The organism is Pseudomonas sp. PL-6, from assembly GCF_054110165.1.
The window spans coordinates 1,917,374-1,940,305 of the sequence record NZ_CM134189.1 but is presented as its reverse complement, the minus strand read 5'-3'; the positions used below and the strand labels follow the sequence as shown (position 1 = coordinate 1,940,305).

Annotated in this window: 23 protein-coding genes and 4 tRNA genes; 3 read left to right on the top strand and 24 right to left on the bottom strand. The window is 65.2% G+C overall.

Going from position 1 to position 22,932, the window contains the following annotated elements; all coding sequences use genetic code 11:
* Positions 1–50 precede the first annotated feature (50 nt).
* The 9 genes from phnK to phnC all read right to left on the bottom strand — a co-directional run bounded on the left by phnK (position 51) and on the right by phnC (position 7,380).
* Entirely contained in the window at positions 51–860 is an 810-nt protein-coding gene (gene phnK / locus ACW9UL_RS09010) for a phosphonate C-P lyase system protein PhnK (RefSeq protein WP_457790250.1), read from the bottom strand.
* Entirely contained in the window at positions 857–1,726 is an 870-nt protein-coding gene (locus ACW9UL_RS09005; RefSeq protein ID WP_457790248.1) for an alpha-D-ribose 1-methylphosphonate 5-phosphate C-P-lyase PhnJ, read from the bottom strand. Before ACW9UL_RS09005 ends, phnK begins: the two co-directional genes overlap by 4 nt.
* The gene (locus tag ACW9UL_RS09000; RefSeq protein WP_457790246.1) at positions 1,726–2,802 is read right to left on the bottom strand and encodes a carbon-phosphorus lyase complex subunit; all 1,077 of its coding nucleotides are present in this window, start codon (positions 2,800–2,802) and stop codon (positions 1,726–1,728) included. Before ACW9UL_RS09000 ends, ACW9UL_RS09005 begins: the two co-directional genes overlap by 1 nt.
* Entirely contained in the window at positions 2,802–3,413 is a 612-nt protein-coding gene (gene phnH, locus ACW9UL_RS08995; RefSeq protein ID WP_457790244.1) for a phosphonate C-P lyase system protein PhnH, read from the bottom strand. Before phnH ends, ACW9UL_RS09000 begins: the two co-directional genes overlap by 1 nt.
* The gene (gene phnG / locus ACW9UL_RS08990; RefSeq protein ID WP_457790242.1) at positions 3,413–3,862 is read right to left on the bottom strand and encodes a phosphonate C-P lyase system protein PhnG; all 450 of its coding nucleotides are present in this window, start codon (positions 3,860–3,862) and stop codon (positions 3,413–3,415) included. The genes phnH and phnG overlap by 1 nt, the downstream gene beginning before the upstream one ends.
* 11 nt (positions 3,863–3,873) lie before the next feature.
* Positions 3,874–4,596 carry a phosphonate metabolism transcriptional regulator PhnF gene (phnF, locus tag ACW9UL_RS08985; protein WP_021488644.1) on the bottom strand — a complete coding sequence of 241 codons (723 nt, stop codon included), beginning with the start codon at positions 4,594–4,596 and terminating at the stop codon, positions 3,874–3,876.
* Between the two features lie 20 nt (positions 4,597–4,616).
* Positions 4,617–5,408, bottom strand: coding sequence for a phosphonate ABC transporter, permease protein PhnE (gene phnE, locus ACW9UL_RS08980; protein ID WP_457790240.1), 792 nt, complete (start codon positions 5,406–5,408; stop codon positions 4,617–4,619).
* Between the two features lie 82 nt (positions 5,409–5,490).
* Positions 5,491–6,492, bottom strand: coding sequence for a phosphonate ABC transporter substrate-binding protein (gene phnD / locus ACW9UL_RS08975; protein WP_457790238.1), 1,002 nt, complete (start codon positions 6,490–6,492; stop codon positions 5,491–5,493).
* Between the two features lie 54 nt (positions 6,493–6,546).
* Complete coding sequence (gene phnC, locus ACW9UL_RS08970; RefSeq protein ID WP_457790236.1) at positions 6,547–7,380, bottom strand: phosphonate ABC transporter ATP-binding protein; 834 nt, start codon at positions 7,378–7,380, stop codon at positions 6,547–6,549.
* 387 nt (positions 7,381–7,767) lie between these two features.
* Between phnC and ACW9UL_RS08965 the strand changes: the two genes are divergently transcribed.
* Positions 7,768–8,094, top strand: a complete 327-nt coding sequence (locus ACW9UL_RS08965) for an Arc family DNA-binding protein (RefSeq protein WP_031303295.1) — start codon at positions 7,768–7,770, stop codon at positions 8,092–8,094.
* A gap of 82 nt (positions 8,095–8,176) precedes the next feature.
* Here the strand turns inward: ACW9UL_RS08965 and ACW9UL_RS08960 are convergent, their stop codons facing one another.
* The 4 genes from ACW9UL_RS08960 to ACW9UL_RS08945 form a co-directional block, all read right to left on the bottom strand.
* Positions 8,177–9,313 (bottom strand): sodium ion-translocating decarboxylase subunit beta, encoded by a 1,137-nt coding sequence (locus ACW9UL_RS08960; RefSeq protein ID WP_021444685.1) that lies wholly within the window; start codon positions 9,311–9,313, stop codon positions 8,177–8,179.
* A gap of 10 nt (positions 9,314–9,323) precedes the next feature.
* Complete coding sequence (gene oadA / locus ACW9UL_RS08955) at positions 9,324–11,099, bottom strand: sodium-extruding oxaloacetate decarboxylase subunit alpha (protein WP_457790234.1); 1,776 nt, start codon at positions 11,097–11,099, stop codon at positions 9,324–9,326.
* Between the two features lie 24 nt (positions 11,100–11,123).
* A complete protein-coding gene (locus ACW9UL_RS08950; RefSeq protein ID WP_457790232.1) occupies positions 11,124–11,381 on the bottom strand; it encodes an OadG family protein in 258 nt (85 codons plus the stop codon).
* A 197-nt stretch (positions 11,382–11,578) separates the two neighbouring features.
* Positions 11,579–12,475: an AraC family transcriptional regulator gene (locus tag ACW9UL_RS08945; protein ID WP_457790931.1), complete on the bottom strand. Its 897-nt coding sequence runs from the start codon at positions 12,473–12,475 to the stop codon at positions 11,579–11,581.
* Between the two features lie 198 nt (positions 12,476–12,673).
* Here ACW9UL_RS08945 and ACW9UL_RS08940 point away from each other — a divergent pair, with 198 nt between their 5' ends.
* Complete coding sequence (locus ACW9UL_RS08940; RefSeq protein WP_457790230.1) at positions 12,674–13,174, top strand: nuclear transport factor 2 family protein; 501 nt, start codon at positions 12,674–12,676, stop codon at positions 13,172–13,174.
* On the opposite strand, the gene mgtE is transcribed toward ACW9UL_RS08940, so the two are convergent.
* Positions 13,137–14,579 carry a magnesium transporter gene (gene mgtE, locus ACW9UL_RS08935; protein ID WP_021444690.1) on the bottom strand — a complete coding sequence of 481 codons (1,443 nt, stop codon included), beginning with the start codon at positions 14,577–14,579 and terminating at the stop codon, positions 13,137–13,139. The two genes, ACW9UL_RS08940 and mgtE, sit on opposite strands and share 38 nt — an antisense overlap.
* Positions 14,580–14,899: 320 nt before the next feature.
* Here mgtE and ACW9UL_RS08930 point away from each other — a divergent pair, with 320 nt between their 5' ends.
* A complete protein-coding gene (locus ACW9UL_RS08930) occupies positions 14,900–15,382 on the top strand; it encodes a DUF4124 domain-containing protein (RefSeq protein WP_457790228.1) in 483 nt (160 codons plus the stop codon).
* A 34-nt stretch (positions 15,383–15,416) separates the two neighbouring features.
* On the opposite strand, the gene ACW9UL_RS08925 is transcribed toward ACW9UL_RS08930, so the two are convergent.
* The 10 genes from ACW9UL_RS08925 to ACW9UL_RS08880 form a co-directional block, all read right to left on the bottom strand.
* Positions 15,417–15,493: transfer RNA gene (locus tag ACW9UL_RS08925), tRNA-Arg, on the bottom strand.
* Between the two features lie 70 nt (positions 15,494–15,563).
* Positions 15,564–15,640: transfer RNA gene (locus ACW9UL_RS08920), tRNA-Arg, on the bottom strand.
* A 71-nt stretch (positions 15,641–15,711) separates the two neighbouring features.
* Positions 15,712–15,788 (bottom strand) — tRNA-Arg (locus ACW9UL_RS08915).
* A gap of 48 nt (positions 15,789–15,836) precedes the next feature.
* A tRNA-Ser gene (locus tag ACW9UL_RS08910) sits at positions 15,837–15,927 on the bottom strand.
* Between the two features lie 61 nt (positions 15,928–15,988).
* Complete coding sequence (gene csrA, locus ACW9UL_RS08905; protein WP_003244478.1) at positions 15,989–16,174, bottom strand: carbon storage regulator CsrA; 186 nt, start codon at positions 16,172–16,174, stop codon at positions 15,989–15,991.
* Between the two features lie 188 nt (positions 16,175–16,362).
* The gene (locus tag ACW9UL_RS08900) at positions 16,363–17,601 is read right to left on the bottom strand and encodes an aspartate kinase (RefSeq protein WP_457790226.1); all 1,239 of its coding nucleotides are present in this window, start codon (positions 17,599–17,601) and stop codon (positions 16,363–16,365) included.
* 102 nt (positions 17,602–17,703) lie between these two features.
* Complete coding sequence (gene alaS, locus ACW9UL_RS08895) at positions 17,704–20,328, bottom strand: alanine--tRNA ligase (RefSeq protein ID WP_457790224.1); 2,625 nt, start codon at positions 20,326–20,328, stop codon at positions 17,704–17,706.
* Positions 20,329–20,454: 126 nt separating this feature from the next.
* Entirely contained in the window at positions 20,455–21,459 is a 1,005-nt protein-coding gene (gene ltaE, locus ACW9UL_RS08890) for a low-specificity L-threonine aldolase (RefSeq protein WP_457790222.1), read from the bottom strand.
* 178 nt (positions 21,460–21,637) lie between these two features.
* Positions 21,638–22,642, bottom strand: a complete 1,005-nt coding sequence (astE, locus tag ACW9UL_RS08885; RefSeq protein ID WP_457790220.1) for a succinylglutamate desuccinylase — start codon at positions 22,640–22,642, stop codon at positions 21,638–21,640.
* Positions 22,643–22,652: 10 nt separating this feature from the next.
* Positions 22,653–22,931 carry a topoisomerase II gene (locus tag ACW9UL_RS08880; RefSeq protein WP_457790218.1) on the bottom strand — a complete coding sequence of 93 codons (279 nt, stop codon included), beginning with the start codon at positions 22,929–22,931 and terminating at the stop codon, positions 22,653–22,655.
* Position 22,932: the final 1 nt, after the last annotated feature.

Below are 22,932 nucleotides of genomic sequence, written 5' to 3'. Positions count from 1 at the left end.
TGGATGAGAAAAGCGTCATCCACCCTACGCAGCGCCAGCTCGCGATACGCTTATGGCTGCAACACCGACGACACCAAGAGCTGCGAATAGGGATGCTGCGGGTCGTCGAGAATCTGGTCGGTCAGCCCCGCCTCCACCACGCGCGAGCGGCGCATCACCATCAGGCGGTCGGCCAGCAGCCTTGCCACCGCCAGGTCGTGGGTGACGATCACCACCGCCAGGTCCAGCTCACGCACCAGGCCGCGCAACAGGTCGAGCAGGCGCGCCTGCACCGATACGTCCAACCCGCCAGTGGGTTCGTCCATAAACACCAGGCGCGGCGCGGAGACCAGGTTGCGGGCGATCTGCAGGCGCTGCTGCATGCCGCCGGAGAAGGTGCGCGGCAGGTCGTCGATACGCGCCGGGTCGATCTCCACCTGGCTCAGCCAGTCGAGCCCGGCGGCGCGCAGCTCGCCGTAGTGGCGCACGCCCTGGGCCATCAGCCGCTCGCCGATGTTGGCGCCGGCCGATACCGCCATGCGCAGGCCGTCACGCGGGTTCTGCTCGACGAAGCCCCACTCGGTGCGCAACAGCGTGCGCCGCTGCGCCTCGCTGGCGCTGTACAGATCGAGCCACTGGCCATCGCGGCCGCGATAACTGACCGCGCCGCGATCCGGCGGGCAGCGCCCGGAGAGCAGGCTGAGCAAGGTGGACTTGCCCGAGCCGGACTCGCCGACGATACCCAGCACCTCGCCGGGATAGAGGTCGAAGCTCACGCCCTGGCAGCCCTTGTCCGGGCCGTACAGGCGGGTCAGGTTGCGCGCCGAGAACAGCGGCTCGGCCGCTGCCACGGCAGGTTGCAGAGGTTCGGCGGCGCTCATTGCAGGTTCTCCTCGGTGCGCTGGCGGCAGTAGTCGGTGTCGGAGCAGACGTAGCGCTTGCTGCCGGCGTCGTCGACGATCAGCTCGTCGAGGAAGGACTCGCTGCTGCCACAGAAGGCGCAGCACTGGTCCCAGCGCTGCACGGCGAAGGGGTAATCCTCGAAGTCCAGACTGACCACGCGGGTAAAGGGCGGCACCGCGTACAGGCGCTTCTCGCGACCGGCGCCGAACAGCATCAGCGCCGGGCTCATGTCCAGCTTGGGGTTGTCGAATTTGGGGATCGGCGAGGGGTCCATCACGTAGCGCTCGTCCACCGTCACCGGGTAGGCGTAGGCGGTGGCGATATGGCCGAAGGTGGCGATGTCCTCGTATAGCTTCACGTGCATCACGCCGTAGTCTTCCAGCGCGTGCATGGTCCGCGTTTCCTGCTCGCTCGGCTCGATAAAGCGCAGCGGCTCGGGGATGGGCACCTGGTAGACCATGATCTGCCCGGCCGACAGCGGGGTTTCCGGGATGCGGTGGCGGGTCTGGATCACGCTGGCCTCCACCGTGCGCTCGGTGGTGGCGACGCCGGCGGTGCGGGCGAAGAAGCGGCGGATCGACACCGCGTTGGTGGTGTCGTCGGCGCCCTGGTCGATCACCTTGAGCACGTCATCACGGCCGAGGATGGCGGCGGTCAGCTGCATGCCGCCGGTGCCCCAGCCGTAGGGCAGCGGCATCTCGCGGCCGCCGAAAGGCACCTGGTAGCCGGGGATCGCCACGGCCTTGAGCAGGCCACGACGGATCATGCGTTTGGTCTGTTCGTCGAGGTAGGCGAAGTTGTAGGCCGACGCCTCGCGGACGCCGCTTGCAGTGGAAAGGTTCATCAGTGGTTCTCCTCTGCCGACGCCTGTCGGCGCAGCTTGCGGATCAGTTCCAGTTCGGCCTGGAAGTCGACGTAGTGCGGCAACTTCAGGTGCGAGACGAAGCCGGCGGCCTCGACGTTGTCGCAGTGCATCAGCACGAACTCCTCCTCCTGCGCCGGGCCCTGCACTTCCTCGCCGTACTCGCCGGCACGCAGGGCACGATCGACCAGGGCCATGCCCATGGCCTTGCGCTCGGCGTAACCGAAGGCCAGGCCGTAGCCGCGGGTGAACTGCGCCTGCTCAGCGCTGTCACCGACGAACTGGTTGACCATCTCGCACTCGGTGATTTCGATGTCGCCCAGTGGCACGGCGAAACCCAGTTCGGCGGGCGTCATCCACACCTCGACATCACCGATGCGGATCTCCCCGGCGAAGGGGTGGTTGCGTCCGTAACCACGCTGTGTGGAATAACCCAGCGCCAGGAGGAAGCCCTCGTCGCCACGGGCCAGCGCCTGCAGGCGCTCGGCGCGGCTGGCGGGAAAGGCCAGCGGCTCGCGGGTGATGTCGGGTACCGGCGTGCCGTCGTCCTGCTCGCGGGCCATCAGCCCTTCGCCTGCGAGAAAATCCAGCACCCGCGGACAGGGCTTGGGCTCAGCGGTAACGGCTGCTTCCGGCGCCGGATAGTCGCCCTCAGCCAGCAAGGTGAAATCCAGCAGACGGTGGGTGTAGTCGAAGGTCGGGCCGAGCAGTTGACCGCCAGGCAAATCCTTGAAGGTGGCGGAGATGCGCCGTTCCAGTTGCATCGTCGTGGTATCCAGCGGCTCGCTGGCGCCGAAGCGCGGCAGCGTGGTGCGGTAGGCGCGCAAGAGGAAGATGGCTTCCATCAGATCGCCCGCGGCCTGCTTGATGGCCAGCGCAGCCAGTTCCTCATCGTACAGCGAGCCCTCGCTCATGACGCGGGCCACGGCCAGCGGCAGTTGCTGACGCACCTGCTGCACGCCCAGTTCGGCGACGGCGGTATCACCGCGGCGACGATTGGCCAGCAGTTGATGAGCGTTGTCGATGGCGCGTTCGCCACCCTTGACGGCGACATACATCAGGCAGCCTCCTCGGTTTCGATCAGCACGTGGGTGCTGCGTGGCAGGCCGATGACTTCGCCGTCAGCGGCGAAGAAGCAGTCCAGGCCACGGGGAAAAGCGTTGCGCGCCTGGCGCTGCTGCCAGAACGAGGCCGGCAACGGCAGGCTGACGCTGCGCACGTCCTTGATGCCCGGGCCGCGCCAGCGCAGGGCTGGGCTAGCGTGCAGATCGTCGAGTTGAATCAGCAGCGTGCAGGACTGATCCGGGTAGCGTTCGCTGCCATTGTCGAAGTCCGACAGATCGCTCAACTCGCTCTCATCGAGCAGGGCGAACAGGGCGATCTCGCGCTCGGCGATGATCGGGCAGCCGCAATGGAAGGCCAGGTTGGCGCGGATCAGCGGCGTATCGAAGCGCGGCGCCAGCCACAGCGGCGTGTCGCTGTCGAGAAAGGCCAGACACAAGCCATAGGTGGCCGGGGCCAGGTCACCCAGGGCGTGGGCGCGATCCATGGCGCGCGGCAGACCCGGTTCGGCCAGGGCGCCGAGGGCGGCGCGGAAGCTGAGCTGGGCGTCCAGCACCGGGTCGTCGAAAGCCGGTTGCAGCCAGTGCGAGCTGTGCGGCGTAGTCATCAATCCTCTCCTCTGACCAGGGTGAAGAACTCCACCTGGGTGGTGGCAGTCTGTGCGGCCCGGGCCAGTCGCTGTTCGCGCTGCTGGCGGGCCAGGGGTTCGATCAGGTCACTGAGCCAGCGCGCCTGGTCACTGCCCTGCAGGTGGGCGTCGGCCAGGGCGGCCAGTTCAGCGCGGCGCTTGTCGCGACCAGCCTGGTAGCTGTAGCCGGTACGGCCGTCGGCCAGGCGCACCACGCAGCGGGTCACGGTCATATCGCCGAGGTTGAAGGCGCTGCCGGTGCCGCCCATGCGCCCGCGCACCAGAGTCATGCCCACCTCGGGGGCGCGGATCAGCTGGTAGGCGCTGTCTTTCAGCGCCGCTTCATGGGCATCGAGAGCGTCGCCGGCGCGAGCCAGCACACCCATCCAGCGCTGGCGCGCGGCGATGTTCGGATCAAGGTCGTTCATGCGGGTCTCCATCAGGTCGCTACCTGGTACTGGAAGCGGTCGGCGCGGCTGCTGGACTGCGCCAGCTCCACCGCCCGGCCAGCGGGATCGCGGGACAGGGTGAGTACGCTGAGCAGCGGCGCATGGCGCGGCATCAGCAGGTGCGCGGCTTCTTCGCGGCTGGGCAGACGCGCACCAATCAGGCTGAAAGTGCGCGCCAGCGGCAGGTCGCGCTCGGCCAGGTACTGGCGCAGCGAACCGCCCTGGTAGTCGGCCAACAGTGGCGCCAGGCTGGCGCAGAAACGGTGACGGATCAGGCTCAGCGGCTGGCCGTCGAGCAGGCGCAGGGTGGCCAGTTCGATCAGCTCGCTACCATCGGGCAATTGCAGGTGGCGGCACTCCTCGCTGCTGCCGCCACGGCGCAGGCGCTCGATCAATTTCGCTTCAACCCGGTGGCCGAGCGCCGACAGCGACTGGCTGAAGGCACTGCCCGCCTCCACCGGATACACCAGCGGCTTGGCCAGCACCTGGGTGCCCTTGCCCTGGCGGCGCAGCAGTCGGCCTTCGAGCACCAGCTCGTCCACCGCGCGGCGCAGGGTGTGGCGGTTGACGGAAAAACGTGCGGCCAGTTGCATCTCGCCCGGCAGGTAGTCGCCCGGGCTCATGCGTTGCAGGTCTTCGCGCAACACGGCGGCCAGCTCGCGGTACAGCGGTTCGCTTTGTCTAGACAAGTTCATCGTTTGAAAAGGGCGCACGCAGGCGCCCTCCTCCTCCTTCAGATAAAGAGCTTGCGCAGGCGCTGGGACAGGATGTCGATGGCGCTCACCACCAGGATGATCACGATCAGCAGCGCGCAGGTCTGGGCGAACTGGAAGCCGCGTATGGCCTCCCAGAGGATCACCCCGATACCGCCAGCGCCGACCATGCCGACCACGGTGGCCGAGCGCACGTTGGACTCGAAGCGGTACAGCGAGTAGGAAATCCACAGCGGCAGCACCTGCGGGATCACGCCGAAGATCACTTCCTGCAGGGCACTGGCACCGGTGGCGCGCACGCCTTCGACCGGGCCTGGGTCGATGGCCTCGACCGCCTCGGCGAACAGCTTGGCCAGCACCCCGGTGGTGCTGATGAACAGCGCCAGCACGCCAGCGAAGGGGCCGAGGCCGACCGCGACGACGAAGAGCATGGCGAAGACCATTTCGTTGATCGAACGGCAGGCATCCATCACCCGGCGTACCGGCTGATAGATCCACCAGGGCACGATGTTCTCGGAGCAGAGAATGCCCAGTGGAATGGCGCAGACGATGGCCAGCACCGTGCCCCAGAGGGCGATCTGCACGGTAACCACCATCTCCTTGAGGTAGTGCTGCCAGTTGCTGAAATCCGGCGGAAAGAAGTCGGCGGCGAAGGTGGCCATGTTGCCGGCATCGCGCACCAGCGCCATCGGGTTCATTTCCGCGCCCTGCCAGGACCAGGCAAGTACGGCGAAGAACAGGCCCCAGCCGATCAGTTGCAGCCAGCTGCGCTTGGCTTCGGTGGCCGGGGTGGCGGTGGTCAGTGTGGTCATGGGTAATTCTCGATCCTGTGGGAGGCGCTTCAGCGGCGAGCTTTGCGAGAACCGCCCCACTCTCGCAGGGCGGCTCTCGGGGTCAGCCGGCGCTGGCGCCGCCTTGCTTCTCACGCTCGGCCATACGCTGCTCCAGCTTGGCCAGCTCGGCGTCCAGTTCCTTGAGCTGAGCCTGCTTGTCGGCGTCCTTGAGCGTGGCGTTGTTAGCCACTTCGGTGCGTTTCTTGAACAGCTCGAGCTGGCGAATCGGCAGCAGCTGATCGTTGTCGGAAGCCTTGAACTGGCCCCACTGCAGGCCCTCGAGCACCTTCTTCTCCTCCGGCTTGATGCCGTAGGTCATGAAGAAGTTGCGCAGCTTGTCGCGGGTTTCCTGCGGCAGGTTCTTGCGCCAGACGATGGGGTCGGAGGGGATCAGCGGCGAGGTCCAGATCACCTTGAGCTGCGCGGCCTTGTCCGGCGCGGTCACTTCCAGGCGCTCCATGCCTTCGCTGTTGAAGGTGCCGACATCGACCTGCTTGTTGGCCACCGACAGCGCGTTGACCTCATGGCTGCCATTGAGCGAGCGCTTGAAGACCTTGCCGGCGTCGGCGTTGTTCTGGGCGAACACGTAATAGCCCGGTACCAGGTAGCCGGAGGTGGAGTTGGGGTCGCCGTTGGCGAAGGTCAGCGACTTGGCGTTCTTGAGCATGTCCTCGACCGAGTTGATCGAGCTGTCCTTGTGCGCCACCAGCAGGCTGTAGTAACCCTGTGCGCCGTTGGCCGCCACGGTCTGGGCGAAGATCTCACCACCGGCGCGATCAACCGCCTCCATCGCCGACTTGTTGCCATACCAGGCCACATCGACCTTGTCGAAGCGCATGCCCTGGATGATCCCGGCGTAATCAGGCGCGAAGAAGGCGTTGATCTTTACCCCGGTCTGCTTGCTCATGTCGGCCAGGAAGGGATCCCACATGGCCTTGAGGTTCTGCGAGGACTCGGTGGAGATGATGCCGAAGTTGAGTTCCTCGGCGGCCTGGACCGAGCCCAGCAGGGAACCGGTGACGAGCGCAGAGGCAGCCAGCACCTGGCCGATGCGTTTGAACATGGAGCACACTCCTGTTGCGGGTTGGCGTTGTTGTTTCGAATGAGGGAGGCGACGTCAGGCCTTGGCCAGCGCCAGCGGACGCTCTACAGCCCGTGGGCGCTGCCCTTGCGGCAGCAGCAGGCTGATATCGAGATCGCCGCCGTAGAGGTCATTGAGGAAATCGGGGTTGAAGCTTTCGGTGGGTCCGTCGAAATGAATGCGCCCGCCCTTGAGCGCCACGGCGCGCTGGCAATAGCGCACCGCGTAGTCGACCTGATGCAGGGTCACCACCACCGTCTTGCCGTCGCAGCGGTTGATGTCGGCGAGAATCTCCATCACCTTGCGTGCCGACTCGGGGTCGAGCGAGGCGATCGGCTCGTCGGCCAGGATCACCTCGGCCTGCTGGCACAGGGCACGGGCGATGGCCACGCGCTGCTGCTGGCCGCCTGATAGCGTGGAGGCGCGCTGCACGGCAAGATCGGCCAGCCCGACGCGCTCAAGGGCGTCCATGGCGCGCTGCTTCTCCTCGGCGCTGAACAGACTGAGGCTGCCGCGCCAGCGCGGCATGCGCCCCAGGCCGCCGAGCAGCACGTTCTGCAACACGCTGAGGCGACCGACCAGGTTGAACTGCTGGAAGATGTAACCGATATCGGCGCGCAGGCGGCGCACCTCGCCGTTCAGACGGCCTGCGGCCTGCACCTGACGGCCAAGCACCTCGATGCTGCCACCGCCGCTGCGGTCGCAGCAGGCCAGGCCGGCCAGATGCCGCAGCAACGTCGACTTGCCCGAGCCGGAGGCGCCGATCAGCGCCACCATCTCGCCCGGCTGCACCGACAGCGCCAGGTCGAACAACGCCTGTTTCTGACCGAAGGTCTTGTTCAGGCTATCGACTCGAATCACTGCGCTCATGGGCTGGCCCTCTACTATCATTGACGATAAGAAGGCAGCGCCTGGCCGCCATCTGGTGTAGACCAAGGTAGGCGCAAGCTGTGTCAGAGCCGTGAACCGGGGATGACGATTGAGTGACCAGGGCTTGAATTTTTTATGCCCGAGCACAGCCCGAGCACGACTTCTGCCGAATACTGCGCATTTCTGACAGTCGGTGCTGGCATATCGCCTTTACCTGGCCCAGAATTCGACACGTAATTGGCGTCAAGGAACTGTTCAGATGACCCTTAGGTCATAACGACGCATAACGCGATACTGGTTGAACGGCTAGTGCTAAAGATGGTCAAACCGGTGACAATCTTGAAACTGACTACCAGTCTCGCTCTCCTGAACTAACCGGTTTAATGTATGCGCCCTATGAAACAGGCTACCTATTCCAGCCGCACGGCTGACAAATTCGTCGTTCGCTTGCCCGATGGCATGCGTGAGCGTATCGCTGACGTAGCACGCAACCATCACCGCAGCATGAACTCGGAAATCATCGCCCGCCTGGAGCAGAGCATGCTGCAGGAAGGCGCCCTGGGCGACGAGCTCAACCTGCGTCTCGACAGCCCCGAGCTGAGCCTGCACGAGCGCGAACTGCTGCAGCGTTTCCGTCAGCTGTCGCGCCGCCAGCAGAACGCCCTGGTCGCCCTGATCGCCCACGACGTGGAAATGGCCGCCGAAGAAGCCTGAGGCGAGCCCCCACAAAAAAACCGGCCTTGAGCCGGTTTTTTTGTGGGGGTATTAAAGGCGCGGAGCGAACTCCGCGCCTTCTTCAGCCGACGAAGCTGAGCAGCACCCCCGCCGCCACTGCCGAGCCGATCACCCCGGCCACGTTCGGCCCCATGGCGTGCATCAGCAGGAAGTTCTGCGGATTGGCTTCCAGCCCCACCTTGTTCGACACCCTGGCGGCCATAGGCACCGCCGAGACGCCGGCCGAGCCGATCAGCGGGTTGACCTTGTGGGTGCTGAACACATTCATCAGCTTGGCCATCAGCACGCCGGCGGCGGTGCCGGCGCAGAAGGCGACCATGCCCAGCAGCAGGATGCCCAGGGTCTTCAGTTGCAGGAAGGCCTCGGCCGACAGCTTGGAACCCACGGTCAGACCGAGGAAGATGGTGACGATGTTGATCAGCGCGTTGCGCGAGGTATCGGCCAGGCGCTCGACCACGCCACATTCGCGCAGCAGGTTGCCGAGGGCGAACATGCCGATCAGCGGCGCGGCGTCCGGCAGCAGCATGCCGATCAGCAGGCACAGCACGATGGGGAAGATGATCTTCTCGGTCTGCCCCACCGGACGCAGCTGCTGCATGACGATGGCGCGCTCCTCCTTGGTGGTCAGCGCGCGCATGATCGGCGGCTGCAGCAGCGGCACCAGGGCCATATAGGCATAGGCCGCCACGGCGATGGGGCCGAGCAAGTGCGGCGCCAGCTTGGAGGTGACGAAGATCGAGGTCGGCCCGTCCGCCCCGCCGATGATGGCGATGGATGCCGCCTCCTTGAGGCTGAACTCCATCCCCGGAATGCCGATGGCGGTGATCGCCAGGGCGCCGAGCAGGGTGCCGAAGATGCCGAACTGCGCGGCGGCGCCGAGCAGCAGGGTCTTGGGGTTGGCCAGCATCGGTCCGAAGTCGGTCATGGCGCCGACGCCGAGGAAGATCAGCAGCGGGAAGATGCTGGTGGGCAGACCCACCTCATAAATCAGGTGGAGGAAACCGGCGCCCTCGGCCATATTGGCCACCGGGATGTTCGACAGCAGGCCGCCGAAACCGATTGGCACCAGCAATAGGGGCTCGAAGCCCTTCTTGATCGCCAGGTAGATCAGCAGCATGCACACCGCGATCATGAACGCCTGACCGGGCTCCAAGTGGTACAGGCCGGTGCTCTGCCAGAGCTTGAGCAGCTTTTCCATGGTGCGCCCCTCAGCCGATGGTCAGCAGGCTGTCGCCCACCGCCACCGCATCGCCGACCTTGACGTTGACCGCTCCGATGCTGCCGGCCTTGAAGGCGCGAATCTCGGTTTCCATCTTCATCGCCTCGAGGATGATCACCAACTGGCCCTCCTCCACGGTCTGACCGGGTTGCACCAGCACCTTGAAGATATTGCCGGCCAGCGGTGCCGCCTGCGGCTCGCCACCCCCCACGGCAACGGGCGCGGCAGGTGCAGCCGAGGCACTGCCAGCGAGCGGCTTGATGCCCTCGATATCGCCGCCCTCGCCCACCTGCACGACGAACGACTTGCCATTGACTTCGACGGTGTAGACCTCGGGCTTGCCGGCCTCGCGGGCAGGGGTTTCCTTGCCGGTCGGCGCCGGCTCGAAGGCCGCCGGGTTGCCGCGGTTCTCCAGGAACTTCAGGCCGATCTGCGGGAACAGCGCGTAGGTCAGCACGTCGTCGATCTCGTCGGCGGCCAGCCTGATGCCCTTCTCCTGGGCGATGCCCTTGAGTTCGGCGGTCAGCTTGTCCATTTCGGCGTCCAGCAGGTCGGCCGGACGGCAGGTGATCGCCTCGGCGCCATCGAGCACGCGCGCCTGCAGCTCGGCGTTGAACGGCGCGGGCGCGGCGCCGTACTCGCCCTTGAGCACGCCGGCGGTTTCCTTGGTGATGGACTTGTAGCGCTCGCCGGTGAGCACGTTGATCACCGCCTGGGTGCCGACGATCTGCGAGGTCGGGGTCACCAGTGGGATGAAACCGAGGTCTTCGCGCACGCGGGGGATCTCGGCCAGCACCTGGTCGAACTTGTCCTGGGCGCCCTGCTCCTTGAGCTGGCTTTCCATGTTGGTGAGCATGCCGCCCGGCACCTGGGCGACCAGGATGCGCGAGTCGACGCCCTTGAGGTTGCCCTCGAACTTCGCGTACTTCTTGCGTACTTCGCGGAAGTACGCAGCGATTTCCTCCAGCAGCTCCAGATTCAGTCCGGTGTCGCGCTCAGTGCCCTGGAACATGGCCACCACCGATTCGGTCGGCGAATGGCCGTAGGTCATCGACAGCGAGGAAATCGCGGTGTCGACGTTATCGATACCGGCCTCCACCGCCTTGAGGATGGCCACCGAAGACAGCCCCGCGGTGGCGTGGCACTGCATATGGATCGGGATGGCCAGGCTGGCTTTGAGTCGCGACACCAGCTCGAAGGCGGTGTAGGGCGTGAGGATGCCAGCCATGTCCTTGATGGTGATGGAGTCGGCGCCCATGTCCTCGATCTGCTTGGCCAGATCGACCCACATCTGCAGGGTGTGCACCGGACTGGTGGTGTAGGAGATGGTGCCCTGGGCATGCTTGCCCTGGCGCTTGACCGCCTGCAGGGCGGTCTGCAGGTTGCGCGGATCGTTCATCGCGTCGAACACGCGAAACACGTCGACGCCGTTGACGGCGGCGCGTTCGACGAATTTTTCCACCACGTCGTCGGCGTAGTGGCGGTAGCCCAGCAGGTTCTGGCCGCGCAGGAGCATCTGCTGGCGGGTATTGGGCATCGCCTGCTTCAGCGCGCGGATGCGCTCCCAGGGGTCTTCGCCCAGGTAGCGGATGCAGGCATCGAAGGTCGCACCGCCCCAGGACTCCACCGACCAGAAGCCCACCTGATCGAGCTTGGGCGCGATCGGCAGCATGTCCTCAAGGCGCACGCGGGTGGCCAGGATGGATTGGTGGGCGTCGCGCAGCACCACATCGGTGATCCCGAGTGCTTGTTTAACGGCAGTCATACAGGTGCTCCCTCTAGAACCTGATCAACCGCGGCGGGCGCGGTGCTGATGAATGGCGGATTGAATGGCGGCCAGCAATTCGGCATCCGGCTCCTGGCTGGCCGGTTTGCCGTTGGGTACTGCGGAAGAGGCGACGGGGGCAGGTGTGTGCGGGGCGAAGACTTCGATCAGACGCGACATCACGCGGATCGCCAGCACCAGCAGCACCAGAAAGACAAACACGAAACCCATGCCGAACAGCATGAGCTCGACACCCTCGAGCAGGAGTTCACTGGGGGTCATCTTGGCTCCTTTTGCCAGCAGCTCGCGGGCTGCATTCATTATTGATTAGGAGCGCCCGGGATCGGCCCCGGGCAAAGCTGGCGAACCTTAGCCTGAAACAAGCGTTTCAAGCAAACCTCAAACGGACCAGGCGGGCATTTTATGTAGTAGGCAACGCACTGCCACTACCAAAGACGAGGGCGCTCGCGCGAGGCCCGCTAGGAAGCCACGCCCGACCGGGAGACGACGGCGGGCGCCAGCGCCAGCAGCGCCTTGAAATGGCGGCATTCAGCGCCCGGGGTACGCCCGAACAGGCGCTTGAACTCGCGACTGAACTGCGAAGGACTTTCGTAACCGACCCGCTGCGCCGCGTCGGCCGCGCTCATGCCGCTGCGAATCATCAGCAGGCGCGCCTGGTGCAGGCGGATGGCCTTGAGATACTGCAACGGCGAGCGACTGGTCACGGCCTTGAAGTGCACATGGAAGGCCGGCACGCTCATATTGGCCATCGCGGCCAGGGTCGCGACGTCGAGCGCCTGGGGATAATCGCTGTGGATGCGCCGCAGCACCCTGGCGATACGGCCGAAATGGCTGCCCTGCGCCAGGGTCGCGCGCAGGCCGCCGCCCTGCTCGCCCTGCAACACGCGGAAGACGATCTCGCGCAGAATCGACGGCCCCAGCAAACGCGCCTCGTCCGGCTCGGCCAACGCCTCCAGCAGGCGCAACGTCGCCTCGCTCAACCTGGCATCCAGCGGGCTCGAACAGAGGGTGGCGGGCGCCGGAGGCGACGCCCCGTCCAGGCCGATGGCCAGCTCCGCGACCAGTAACGGGTCGATGCGCAGCGCCAGCCCCAGCAACGGCTCGGCCGCGCTGGCCTCGGTCTCGATGGAAAACGGCAGAGGCAGCGCCAGCACCAGGTAGTGCTGGGCGTCGTAGACATACAACCTGCCGTCGTGCAGCCCGCGCTTGCGCCCCTGGATGACGATGACGATGCTCGGTTCGTACAGCGCCGGCGTGCTGGGCAGCGGGCGATTGGCGCGCATGAAGGTCACGCCGTCGAGTAACGACTCGGTGTAGCCCTCTTCCGGGGCCAGGCGCAGCATCAGTTCCACCATGCGTTGGCGCCTGTCGGATATCGCGATCATGGCTCTGGAGACTCGGCAGTTTCCGCGGGCCGACATTCTATGGCCCTTGCAATAGAAACAGGCAAGATCGAAAGAGTAACCGGACTTAGCAGCCCGCCTCGCCCCGCCTAGCATGAGGCCTGCGCCCTGCACGCCGCAGGCGCTAGCCGCCAATAGGAGAATCGATCCATGAACCCGTTAGGACACCTCGGCGCCCTGCTGCTCGGCGCACTGCTGAGCCTGCCGAGCTGGGCCGCCGGCGCCACGCAGGACAATCGCGCCCTGATCCAGCAGGCCTTCGACGACTGGCGCAACGGCCAGGGCAGCGTCTTCGACCTGCTCGCCGAAGACGCCGTGTGGATAGTCGCCGGAAACAGCCCGGTATCAGGTACCTACCCCACACGTCAGGCGTTTCTCGAAGAGGCGGTCAAACCCATCACCGCCAAACTGGCGACGCCGATTACCCCCACGGTTCGCCAGCTGGTAGCGCAGGGGCCCTATGTGGTCGCGATCTGGGATGGCCAGGCGACCGCCCATGATGGCAGCCGCTATGAGAACAGCTACGCCTGGCATATGCAGCTCGAGGACGGCCGCATCACGCACGTCACGGCCTTCCTCGATACCTGGCGGCTGGTGCAGCTGATGGAGCGGCCTACAGAAGGAAGATCGACGCCAGCCCCAGGAAAATGAAGAACCCGCCGCTGTCGGTCATCGCCGTGATCATCACGCTGGCACCCATGGCCGGGTCGCGCCCCAGGCGTGCCAGGGTCATGGGAATCAGCACGCCCATCAGCGCCGCCAGCAGCAGGTTGAGGGTCATCGCCGCGGTCATCACCACGCCCAGCGACCAGCTGTCGTAGAGCAGATAGGCCACCACGCCGATCACCCCGCCCCAGAGCAGGCCGTTGATCAGGGAAACGCCCAGCTCCTTGCGCAGCAGGCGCGAGGTATTGCCGGTGCCGACCTGGTCCAGCGCCATGGCGCGGACGATCATGGTGATGGTCTGGTTGCCGGAGTTGCCACCGATGCCAGCGACTATGGGCATCAGCGCCGCCAGGGCCACCAGCTTCTCGATCGAGCCCTCGAACAGGCCGATCACCCGCGAGGCGAGAAAGGCGGTGACCAGGTTGATCGCCAGCCAGGCCCAGCGGTTGCGCACCGACTTCCACACCGAGGCGAAGATGTCCTCCTCCTCGCGCAGACCGGCCATGTTGAGGACTTCGCTTTCGCTCTCCTCACGGATCAGGTCGACCATCTCGTCGATGGTCAGACGACCGATCAGCTTGCCGTTCTTGTCCACCACCGGGGCGGAAATCAGGTCGTAGCGCTCGAAGGCCTGGGCGGCGTCGTAGGCGTCCTCGTCCGGGTGGAAAGTCACCGGGTCGTCGGCCATCACCTCGCCGACCTGCTTGTCCGGGTCGTTGACCAGCAGGCGCTTGATCGGCAGCACACCCTTGAGCACGCCGTCGTAATCGACCACGAACAGCTTGTCGGTGTGGCCCGGCAGCTCCTTGAGACGACGCAGATAACGCAGCACCACCTCCAGGCTGACGTCTTCGCGGATGGTGACCATCTCGAAGTCCATCAGCGCGCCGACCTGGTCCTCCTCGTAGGACAGTGCCGAACGCACGCGCTCGCGCTGCTGCGCATCGAGCGACTCCATCAGTTCGTGGACCACGTCGCGCGGCAACTCCGGCGCCAGGTCGGCCAGTTCGTCGGCGTCCATGTCCTTGGCCGCGGCGAGGATCTCGTGATCGTCCATGTCGGCGATCAGGGTCTCACGCACCGCGTCGGACACCTCAAGCAGGATGTCGCCGTCGCGCTCGGCCTTGACCAGTTGCCAGACGGTCAGACGGTCGTCGAGCGGCAGGGCTTCGAGGATGTGGGCGATATCCGCGGGGTGCAGGTCGTCGAGCTTGCGCTGCAGCTCGGCGAGGTTCTGCCGGTGCACCAGGTTCTCGACCAGGTCGTGATGCTGGCCTTCCTGACGATGGGTCAGGTCTTCCACCAGCTTGTGCCGATGCAGCAGTTCGACCACCTGGGCCAGGCGATCCTGCAGGCTCTCTTGCGGCTTCTTGGCTTCTACTTCAGTCATAGCGCGCTCCACCCCCAGTTGGCGGGCACGCCAAAGGGGATCAATCAGGTTTTACGCGATCGTCAAATCGGGTCTGGTAACTACTGGGTAAGTCCATGGTGGTATTCCACAAGCCCCGGCGGGGCTGACGCGGCAAATGATAACACCGCAATACGGCTTTGCACGCGAGAAAAGCCAGGCAAGAACAATTGCTTGCATCACAAACTTCAATCCGCGCTGAAATCCTGTTGCTGCGACGCCGGCGACGTTCGGCAGGACACCCTGGCACGCTCGGAACAACGGGCTAAGCTGACCCAGGCACCCGTCAAGGAGGACGCCCCATGCAAGGACTGCTGCGCGCCGCATTCTGCGCCGCCCTGCTCTACCCCATCCAGGCCAGCCTGGCCGCCACCGTGTTTCGCTGTGAAGACGCCAACGGCCATATCACCTTCACCCGCCACGGCTGCCCGACAGAGCAGCAGCAGCGAACCCAGAACGCCCGCAACCAGACGCCGAGCAGCGGCAAGGCCGTACCACTGGCCAAACCCGAACGCAGCACGCGAACAAAGGGGGCCAGTGAACTGGTGGTGGTCGGTCAACAGGACGACGGCTGCGGTAACCGGATTACCGGCAGCGCGCGGCGGGCCGCGATCGTCAAGCAGGAGATTCGCAGCGGCATGACTCGCAGCGACGTGGAAAGCAGCCTGGGCAAGCCACACAAGATCAGCCGGCAGAACGGCCTGCAGCGCTACCACTACCGCGACAACAGCGGCAACACACGCCAGGTGAGCTTCGACGAAGCGGGCTGCGTGAAGGGGAAATAAAAAAGGGCCTGCATCGCTGCAGGCCCTTCGGGTATGGCGGACTCAGGAGGATTCGAACCTCCGACCGCTCGGTTCGTAGCCGAGTACTCTATCCAGCTGAGCTATGAGTCCGTTTGGCGCTTTTAGACCAGATCACCGCTGGTTGAAACAGGCTGGTGCATTGCTGCAGCGCCATTCGATATGGCGGACTCAGGAGGATTCGAACCTCCGACCGCTCGGTTCGTAGCCGAGTACTCTATCCAGCTGAGCTATGAGTCCGTTTAGCGCTTTTAGACCAGATCGCTGCTGGTTGAAGCAAAATGGCTTGCACTGCTGCAAGCCATCCAAGATGGCGGACTCAGGAGGATTCGAACCTCCGACCGCTCGGTTCGTAGCCGAGTACTCTATCCAGCTGAGCTATGAGTCCGTGTCGCTGTTGCCGACCAGGCGTGCTGCCTGCCTGATTGACTAAATATGGCGGAGAAGGGGGGATTCGAACCCCCGACACCCTTTTGAGGTGTACTCCCTTAGCAGGGGAGCGCCTTCGGCCACTCGGCCACCTCTCCGCAACACGGGGCGCATGATAAACATGTTTTCCCCGTTTGCAAACAAAAATTTGTAGAAAAATTAGTGGCTTGGTTCGTCACCCTTCTCTTTCTGGATGCGCTGGTAGATTTCTTCACGGTGCACGGCAACCTCTTTGGGCGCGTTGACGCCAATGCGCACCTGATTACCTTTCACACCCAACACGGTGACAGTCACATCGTCACCGACCATCAGGGTCTCTCCGACCCGGCGAGTCAGAATCAGCATTCCTTTCTCCTCACGGATTTCATTTTCAGGACAACAGTCTGCAAAAAAGAAAATGGTGGCAGCCCCCAACGAACTCAAGCCCGGGAACCTTCACCCAAGTATTGACCAGAGCGCGCAGAAAGAAAGTTCCGACGCATCAGTCAAAAAGACGAAAGGCGCGGAACCAGCCGCGCCTTTCGGATCATGCGTTACTCGCCCTGTCGTGCCGGGGCGTCGAGCTCGAAGGCAGTGTGCAGTGCACGCACGGCCAGTTCCAGGTATTTCTCCTCGATCACCACGGAGACCTTGATTTCCGAGGTGGAGATCATCTGGATATTGATGCTTTCCTTGGCCAGCGCTTCGAACATGCGGCTGGCGACGCCGGCGTGGGAGCGCATGCCGACGCCGACGATGGAGACCTTGGCGATATTGGTGTCGCCGACCACTTCGCGGGCGCCCAACTCGTCTGCGGTCTTCTGCAGCACAGCCAGGGCGTTGTTGTAGTCGTTGCGGTGCACGGTGAAGGTGAAATCGGTGGTGTTATCGTGCGAGACGTTCTGCACGATCATGTCCACTTCGATATTGGCGGCGCTGACCGGGCCGAGAATCTTGAAGGCGATGCCGGGGATATCCGGCACCCCACGGATGGTCAGCTTGGCTTCGTCGCGGTTGAAGGCGATGCCGGAAATGATCGGCTGTTCCATGGATTCCTCTTCATCAAGGGTAATGAGGGTGCCCGGGCCCTCCTGAAAGCTGTGCAGGACGCGCAGCGGGACGTTGTACTTGCCGGCGAACTCCACCGAACGGATCTGCAGCACCTTGGAACCGAGGCTGGCCATTTCCAGCATTTCTTCGAAGGTGATCTTCTCCAGGCGCTGGGCCTGCGGCACCACGCGTGGGTCGGTGGTGTAGACGCCATCGACGTCGGTGTAGATCTGGCATTCGTCGGCTTTCAGCGCCGCGGCCAGGGCCACACCAGTGGTATCGGAGCCACCGCGGCCGAGGGTAGTGATGCTGCCGTGCTCGTCGACGCCCTGGAAACCGGCGACGACGACGACGCGGCCGGCCTTGAGGTCGGCACGAATCTTGTGGTCGTCGATCTGCAGAATGCGCGCCTTGTTGTGCGCGCTGTCGGTGAGGATGCGCACCTGGTTGCCGGTGTAGGACACCGCCGGCACGCCGCGCTTGATCAGTGCCATGGCCAGCAGGGCGATGGTCACCTGCTCGCCGGTGGACACCATCACGTCCAGTTCGCGCGGTACCGGCTCGCCGTCGCTGACCTGCTTGGCCAGGTCGATCAGGCGGTTGGTCTCGCCGCTCATGGCGGAGACCACGACGACGATGTCGTCGCCCTTCTCGCGGAACTTCTTCACCTTCTCGGCCACCTGCTGGATACGCTCGACGGTGCCGACTGAGGTGCCTCCAAACTTCTGTACGATCAAAGCCATTTCAAAAAGCCGCCTGATTCCTCGAAGGGCGCCCATTAAACCCGCATCGGGTCACACTGCCAAGGCCCGCCGGACGCACTGCGGGCCCCGCTTTCACGCTCGTTACAAGCCTTGCTCGGCAAAACCCTGCGCCAGGGCCAGGGCCTCGTCCAGCTTGCCGGCATCGACGCCGCCGCCCTGAGCCATGTCCGGACGACCGCCGCCCTTGCCGCCCACCGCTGCCGCGGCCTGACGCATCAGGTCGCCGGCCTTGAGCTTGGCGGTCAGGTCCTGGGTGACGCCGGCGACCAGCACGACCTTGTCGTCCTGCACGCCGCCGAGCAGGATCACGCCGCTGCCGAGCTTGTTCTTCAGCTGGTCGACCAGCGCCAGCAGCGCCTTGCCGTCCAGGCCGTCGAGCCGCGCGGCCAGGACCTTGGCGCCCTTGACCTCGACGGCCGCGCCGGCCAGGTCGTTGCCGGCCGCGCTGGCGGCCTTGGCCTTGAGCTGCTCCAGCTCCTTCTCCAGCTGGCGGTTGCGCTCGAGCACGCCGGCCAGCTTGTCCAGCAGGTTGTCGCGGCTGCCCTTGACCAGCACCGCAGCTTCCTTGAGCTGCTCCTCGGCCGCGTTCAGGTACCCCAGCGCCGCGGCGCCGGTGACCGCCTCGATACGGCGCACGCCGGCGGCCACGCCGCCTTCGCTGACGATCTTGAACAGGCCGATATCGCCGGTACGCGAGACGTGGGTGCCGCCGCACAGCTCGACGGAGAAGTCGCCGCCCATGCTCAGCACGCGCACCTGGTCGCCGTACTTCTCGCCGAACAGCGCCGTGGCACCCTTGGCCTTGGCGGTGTCGATATCGGTTTCCTCGGTTTCCACCGCGGAGTTCTTGCGGATTTCGGTGTTGACGATGTCTTCCAGCGCCTTGAGCTGCTCGGGCTTGATCGCCTCGAAGTGGCTGAAGTCGAAGCGCAGACGCTGGCTATCGACCAACGAGCCCTTCTGCTGCACGTGCTCGCCGAGCACCTGGCGCAACGCGGCGTGCAGCAGGTGGGTGGCCGAGTGGTTCAGCGCGGTGGCCTGACGCACGCTGGCGTCGACCTCGGCCTTGAGCGAGGCGCCGACGCTGAGGCTGCCCTTGGCGACCACGCCATGGTGCAGGAAGGCGCCGCCGGCCTTGGTGGTGTCGCGTACCTCGAAGCTGACGCCGGCACTCTCCAGGTAGCCGCAGTCGCCGACCTGGCCGCCGGATTCGGCGTAGAACGGGGTCTGATCCAGCACCACCACGCCCTCCTCGCCTTCGGCCAGACTGTCGACGGCCTGACCGTCGGCGAACAGGGCGACGATGGTGCCGCTGCCGCGGGTGCCTTCGTAGCCGAGGAAACGGGTGTCGGCGTCGACCTTGACCAGGGCGTTGTAGTCCATGCCGAAGGCGCTGGCGGAACGGGCGCGCTCGCGCTGGGCGGCCATCTCACGCTCGAAACCGCTCTCGTCGAGGCTCAGGCCGCGCTCACGGGCGATGTCGCCGGTCAGGTCGTAGGGGAAGCCGTAGGTGTCGTACAGCTTGAACACGGTCTCGCCGGGGATGACCTTGCCCTTGAGGCCGACCAGGTCCTGCTCGAGGATCTTCAGGCCCTGCTCCAGGGTCTTGGCGAACTGCTCTTCCTCGGTTTTCAGCACGCGCTCGATATGCGCCTGCTGCTGCTTGAGCTCGGGGAAGGCCGTGCCCATCTCGGCCACCAGGGCGGCGACGATCTGGTAGAAGAAGCTGCCCTTGGCGCCGAGCTTGTTGCCATGGCGACAGGCGCGGCGAATGATGCGGCGCAGCACGTAGCCACGGCCTTCGTTGGACGGGGTGACGCCGTCGGCGATGAGGAAACCGCAGGAGCGGATATGGTCGGCCACCACCTTCAGCGAAGCCTGGCCGTCGTTGCTGCAACCGATGGCCTTGGCCGCAGCATTGAGCAGGTTCTGGAACAGGTCAATCTCGTAGTTGGAGTTGACGTGCTGCAGCACGGCGCTGATGCGCTCCAGGCCCATGCCGGTGTCCACGCTCGGCGCCGGCAGCGGGTGCAGCACGCCGTCGGCAGTACGGTTGAACTGCATGAACACGTTGTTCCAGATCTCGATGTAGCGGTCGCCGTCCTCTTCCGGGCTGCCGGGCGGGCCGCCCCAGATGTGCTCGCCGTGATCAAAGAATATCTCGGTGCAAGGGCCGCACGGGCCGGTATCGCCCATCGCCCAGAAGTTATCGGAGGCGTACGGCGCGCCCTTGTTGTCGCCGATGCGGATCATCCGCTCGGCGGGGATGCCGACTTCCTGGGTCCAGATGTCGTAGGCCTCGTCGTCGGTGGCGTAGACGGTGACCCAGAGCTTTTCCTTGGGCAGTTTCAGCCACTTGTCAGAGGTGAGGAATTCCCAGGCGTAGTGAATGGCATCGCGCTTGAAGTAGTCGCCGAAGCTGAAATTGCCTAGCATTTCGAAGAAGGTGTGGTGGCGCGCGGTGTAGCCGACGTTTTCCAGATCGTTGTGCTTGCCGCCGGCGCGTACGCACTTCTGGCTGGTGGTGGCGCGGGTGTAGGCGCGCTTTTCCAGGCCGAGGAAGCAGTCCTTGAACTGGTTCATCCCCGCGTTGGTGAACAGCAGGGTCGGGTCGTTCGCCGGGATCAGCGAGCTGGAAGCGACACGGGTGTGCCCTTTTTCTTCGAAGAAGCTCAGGAAGGCTTCACGGATTTCTGCGCTTTTCATAGGGATCTTCCACGGAATCAGGCGGCCACGGCAAAAGCCGGCAAAGGGCCGCATTATATCGGGCCCACCGCGCGCGGCTAGTGCCTTTGTTGATAGCAGGCGCCTATCGGATGCTGCGGTTACGACTCAAAGCGAGCGAAAAACGGCAAAGGCCTCGATCACCTGCTCGATTTGCTCCGCGCTGACATCCAGATGAGTGACCAGACGCAGGCGTGGCGCCGCGCTGACGGCGATGCCGCGTTCGGCCATAAAGGCCTTGATCCGCTCGGCCCGCTCGCCGAGCTGCACATAGACCATATTGCTCTGCACCGGCTCGACCGCGTAGCCCAGTTCGACCAGACCTTCACCCAGGCGCGCGGCATTGGCGTGGTCGTCGGCCAGACGCTCGACCTGATGCTGCAGGGCATAGAGTCCCGCCGCGGCCAGCACGCCGGCCTGGCGCATGCCACCGCCGACCATCTTGCGCAGGCGCCGCGCCTTACCGATCAGCGCCTCGCTACCGCACAGTACCGAACCGACCGGCGCGCCGAGGCCCTTGGACAGGCACACCGAGACCGAATCGAAGTGCCGGGTGATCTCCCGCGCCGGCACGCCCAGCTTGACCGCGGCGTTGTACAGCCGCGCACCGTCCAGGTGCAGGGCCAGGCCGCGGCGACGGGTCAGCTCGCGGGCGGCGGCCAGATAGTCAAGCGGCAGCACCTTGCCCTGCATGGTGTTTTCCAGGGCCAGCAGGCGGGTGCGGGCGAAGTGGAAGTCGTCCTGCTTGATCGCCGCCTCGACCTTGGCCAGGTTCAGCGAACCGTCGGCCTCGCCGTCGAGCGGTTGCGGCTGGATCGAGCCGAGCACCGCGGCGCCGCCGCCCTCGTATTTGTAGGTGTGCGCCTGCTGGCCGACTATGTACTCGTCGCCACGCTCGCAATGGGCCATCAGGCCGAGCAGGTTGCTCATGGTGCCGGTGGGCACGAACAGCGCCGCCGCGAAGCCCAGCTCCGCAGCCAGCCAGGCCTCCAGGCGATTGACGGTGGGATCCTCGCCGTAGACATCGTCGCCCAGCTCGGCGGCGAGCATTGCCGCGCGCATGCCGGCGGTGGGCTGGGTGACGGTATCGCTGCGCAGGTCGATCAGGGGCATGGCGGACATCCTTGAGTGGCATGGAAAGGGCCATGCTACGAGGCCGCCTCGCGTCGTCACAAGATACAGTTGGGCGCGAAAGTGGCCGGAAAGCCCCCCTCCATGCGGGAGCGGCTTCAGCCGCGAAGCGATCAGCCAGGGTTCGCGGCTGAAGCCGCTCCCACAGGTGTCACGCAGGCTACGCCAGGTTGGAACCGTCGTCCGGCACGATCAGGATGCCGGCGCGCAGGCCGTTCTTCACCCTGGGATTGGGGAAGATGATGCGCGCGCCCTGCTCTTCCACCACCCAGCGGGTGTCGGCGATGTCCTCGGCGAGCAGGTAGCCGGGCTCGAGCTCGCTGAAGTTCTCGATATCGGCCGGCAGGTGCAGCTGGAAGCTGTCGCTGTGCTTGATGATCTCGCGCGCCACGGCGAACAGTTGCAGGCCGTCCAGGCCCTGGGACGCCGGCTCGCGCCCTTCGATCAGTGCGACGAGGGCGTTTTCCAGCAGGTCGAGGTTGACCAGCTGGTTCTGGCCAAAGGCGCGCGCCTTGCCCAGTTCCAGGGTGAAGGCCTCGGCACCGAGCTGGGCGTAGGTGTAGGAACTGAAGGTGATCGAGCCCTTGTTCTGCAGCAACACCGCCTCGATGCCGGCGGCGCGCAGGCGCTCGAGCTCGCGACGTGAGTGCGCGCGCCCCTGGTGCCAGGGGTAGAGGGCGAACTGCTCGATCTTCGAGCCGCGAATGGCGGTATGCAGGTCGTAGTGCAGACGGGTGCGGCCGTCCTTGCTGAAGAAGGTCGCCGCCAGGTGTTCCAGGTCGCAGGCGCGGATCGCCTCGAAACCGCTGGACTGCTCATGGCGCCCGTTGAACAGGCGATTGATGTCCTGCTCCACGTAACGCTCGCCACGGCGCATGGCCTCGGGGTTGCCAAACAGGAAGAGCATGCGCGCCGCCGGGTGCAGCTCGTTGCGCGCGATGCCGCGCAGCAGGCGGTCGAGCAGCTCGATCGGGGCGGTTTCGTTGCCGTGGATGCCGGCCGACAGCAGCAGGTCCAGGCCGCTGTCGCGCGCCGCCGGCGGGGTCACCTCCAGCGCGCCTTCGGCCAGCCAGCGCAAACGCGTGCCCTCGGGGGTCAACTGGATCTTCGCTGCCGGCTCATGGCCAGCCAGGGTCAGTTCAAGCAGTTTGCCGAGGGCAAGCATCGGACACTCCTCAGTGGTTGCAGTCGGGGCCGTGGACGTGATCGTCCTCGTCCAGCTCGGCCGGCTCCATTTCCAGCTGCAGGCTAACCAGGTTGGTCGCCTGCGGACGCAACAGCAGGTTGGCGTACTCGCTGTCGCCCTCGGCGACGTCGACGCCGATCAGCAACTGGTCACCGACGGCCTGCACCCACAGTTCCTTGCCCTGCCAAACCACGGCAAAGCGGCTGCAGGAGGTTTCCAGCTGGGTGCCGTCGGTATCTTCGAGAATCAGTTGCAGGGCGTCGCTCATA

What these genes read in the sequence shown, in the direction of transcription:
- phnK (WP_457790250.1), bottom strand. Translation starts at nt 860, where the DNA reads ATGAGCGCCGCCGAACCTCTGCAACCTGCCGTGGCAGCGGCCGAGCCG.
- ACW9UL_RS09005 (WP_457790248.1), bottom strand. Translation starts at nt 1,726, where the DNA reads ATGAACCTTTCCACTGCAAGCGGCGTCCGCGAGGCGTCGGCCTACAAC.
- ACW9UL_RS09000 (WP_457790246.1), bottom strand. Translation starts at nt 2,802, where the DNA reads ATGTATGTCGCCGTCAAGGGTGGCGAACGCGCCATCGACAACGCTCAT.
- phnH (WP_457790244.1), bottom strand. Translation starts at nt 3,413, where the DNA reads ATGACTACGCCGCACAGCTCGCACTGGCTGCAACCGGCTTTCGACGAC.
- phnG (WP_457790242.1), bottom strand. Translation starts at nt 3,862, where the DNA reads ATGAACGACCTTGATCCGAACATCGCCGCGCGCCAGCGCTGGATGGGT.
- phnE (WP_457790240.1), bottom strand. Translation starts at nt 5,408, where the DNA reads ATGACCACACTGACCACCGCCACCCCGGCCACCGAAGCCAAGCGCAGC.
- phnD (WP_457790238.1), bottom strand. Translation starts at nt 6,492, where the DNA reads ATGTTCAAACGCATCGGCCAGGTGCTGGCTGCCTCTGCGCTCGTCACC.
- phnC (WP_457790236.1), bottom strand. Translation starts at nt 7,380, where the DNA reads ATGAGCGCAGTGATTCGAGTCGATAGCCTGAACAAGACCTTCGGTCAG.
- ACW9UL_RS08965 (WP_031303295.1), top strand. Translation starts at nt 7,768, where the DNA reads ATGCGCCCTATGAAACAGGCTACCTATTCCAGCCGCACGGCTGACAAA.
- ACW9UL_RS08960 (WP_021444685.1), bottom strand. Translation starts at nt 9,313, where the DNA reads ATGGAAAAGCTGCTCAAGCTCTGGCAGAGCACCGGCCTGTACCACTTG.
- oadA (WP_457790234.1), bottom strand. Translation starts at nt 11,099, where the DNA reads ATGACTGCCGTTAAACAAGCACTCGGGATCACCGATGTGGTGCTGCGC.
- ACW9UL_RS08950 (WP_457790232.1), bottom strand. Translation starts at nt 11,381, where the DNA reads ATGACCCCCAGTGAACTCCTGCTCGAGGGTGTCGAGCTCATGCTGTTC.
- ACW9UL_RS08945 (WP_457790931.1), bottom strand. Translation starts at nt 12,475, where the DNA reads ATGGTGGAACTGATGCTGCGCCTGGCCCCGGAAGAGGGCTACACCGAG.
- ACW9UL_RS08940 (WP_457790230.1), top strand. Translation starts at nt 12,674, where the DNA reads ATGAACCCGTTAGGACACCTCGGCGCCCTGCTGCTCGGCGCACTGCTG.
- mgtE (WP_021444690.1), bottom strand. Translation starts at nt 14,579, where the DNA reads ATGACTGAAGTAGAAGCCAAGAAGCCGCAAGAGAGCCTGCAGGATCGC.
- ACW9UL_RS08930 (WP_457790228.1), top strand. Translation starts at nt 14,900, where the DNA reads ATGCAAGGACTGCTGCGCGCCGCATTCTGCGCCGCCCTGCTCTACCCC.
- csrA (WP_003244478.1), bottom strand. Translation starts at nt 16,174, where the DNA reads ATGCTGATTCTGACTCGCCGGGTCGGAGAGACCCTGATGGTCGGTGAC.
- ACW9UL_RS08900 (WP_457790226.1), bottom strand. Translation starts at nt 17,601, where the DNA reads ATGGCTTTGATCGTACAGAAGTTTGGAGGCACCTCAGTCGGCACCGTC.
- alaS (WP_457790224.1), bottom strand. Translation starts at nt 20,328, where the DNA reads ATGAAAAGCGCAGAAATCCGTGAAGCCTTCCTGAGCTTCTTCGAAGAA.
- ltaE (WP_457790222.1), bottom strand. Translation starts at nt 21,459, where the DNA reads ATGCCCCTGATCGACCTGCGCAGCGATACCGTCACCCAGCCCACCGCC.
- astE (WP_457790220.1), bottom strand. Translation starts at nt 22,642, where the DNA reads ATGCTTGCCCTCGGCAAACTGCTTGAACTGACCCTGGCTGGCCATGAG.
- ACW9UL_RS08880 (WP_457790218.1), bottom strand. Translation starts at nt 22,931, where the DNA reads ATGAGCGACGCCCTGCAACTGATTCTCGAAGATACCGACGGCACCCAG.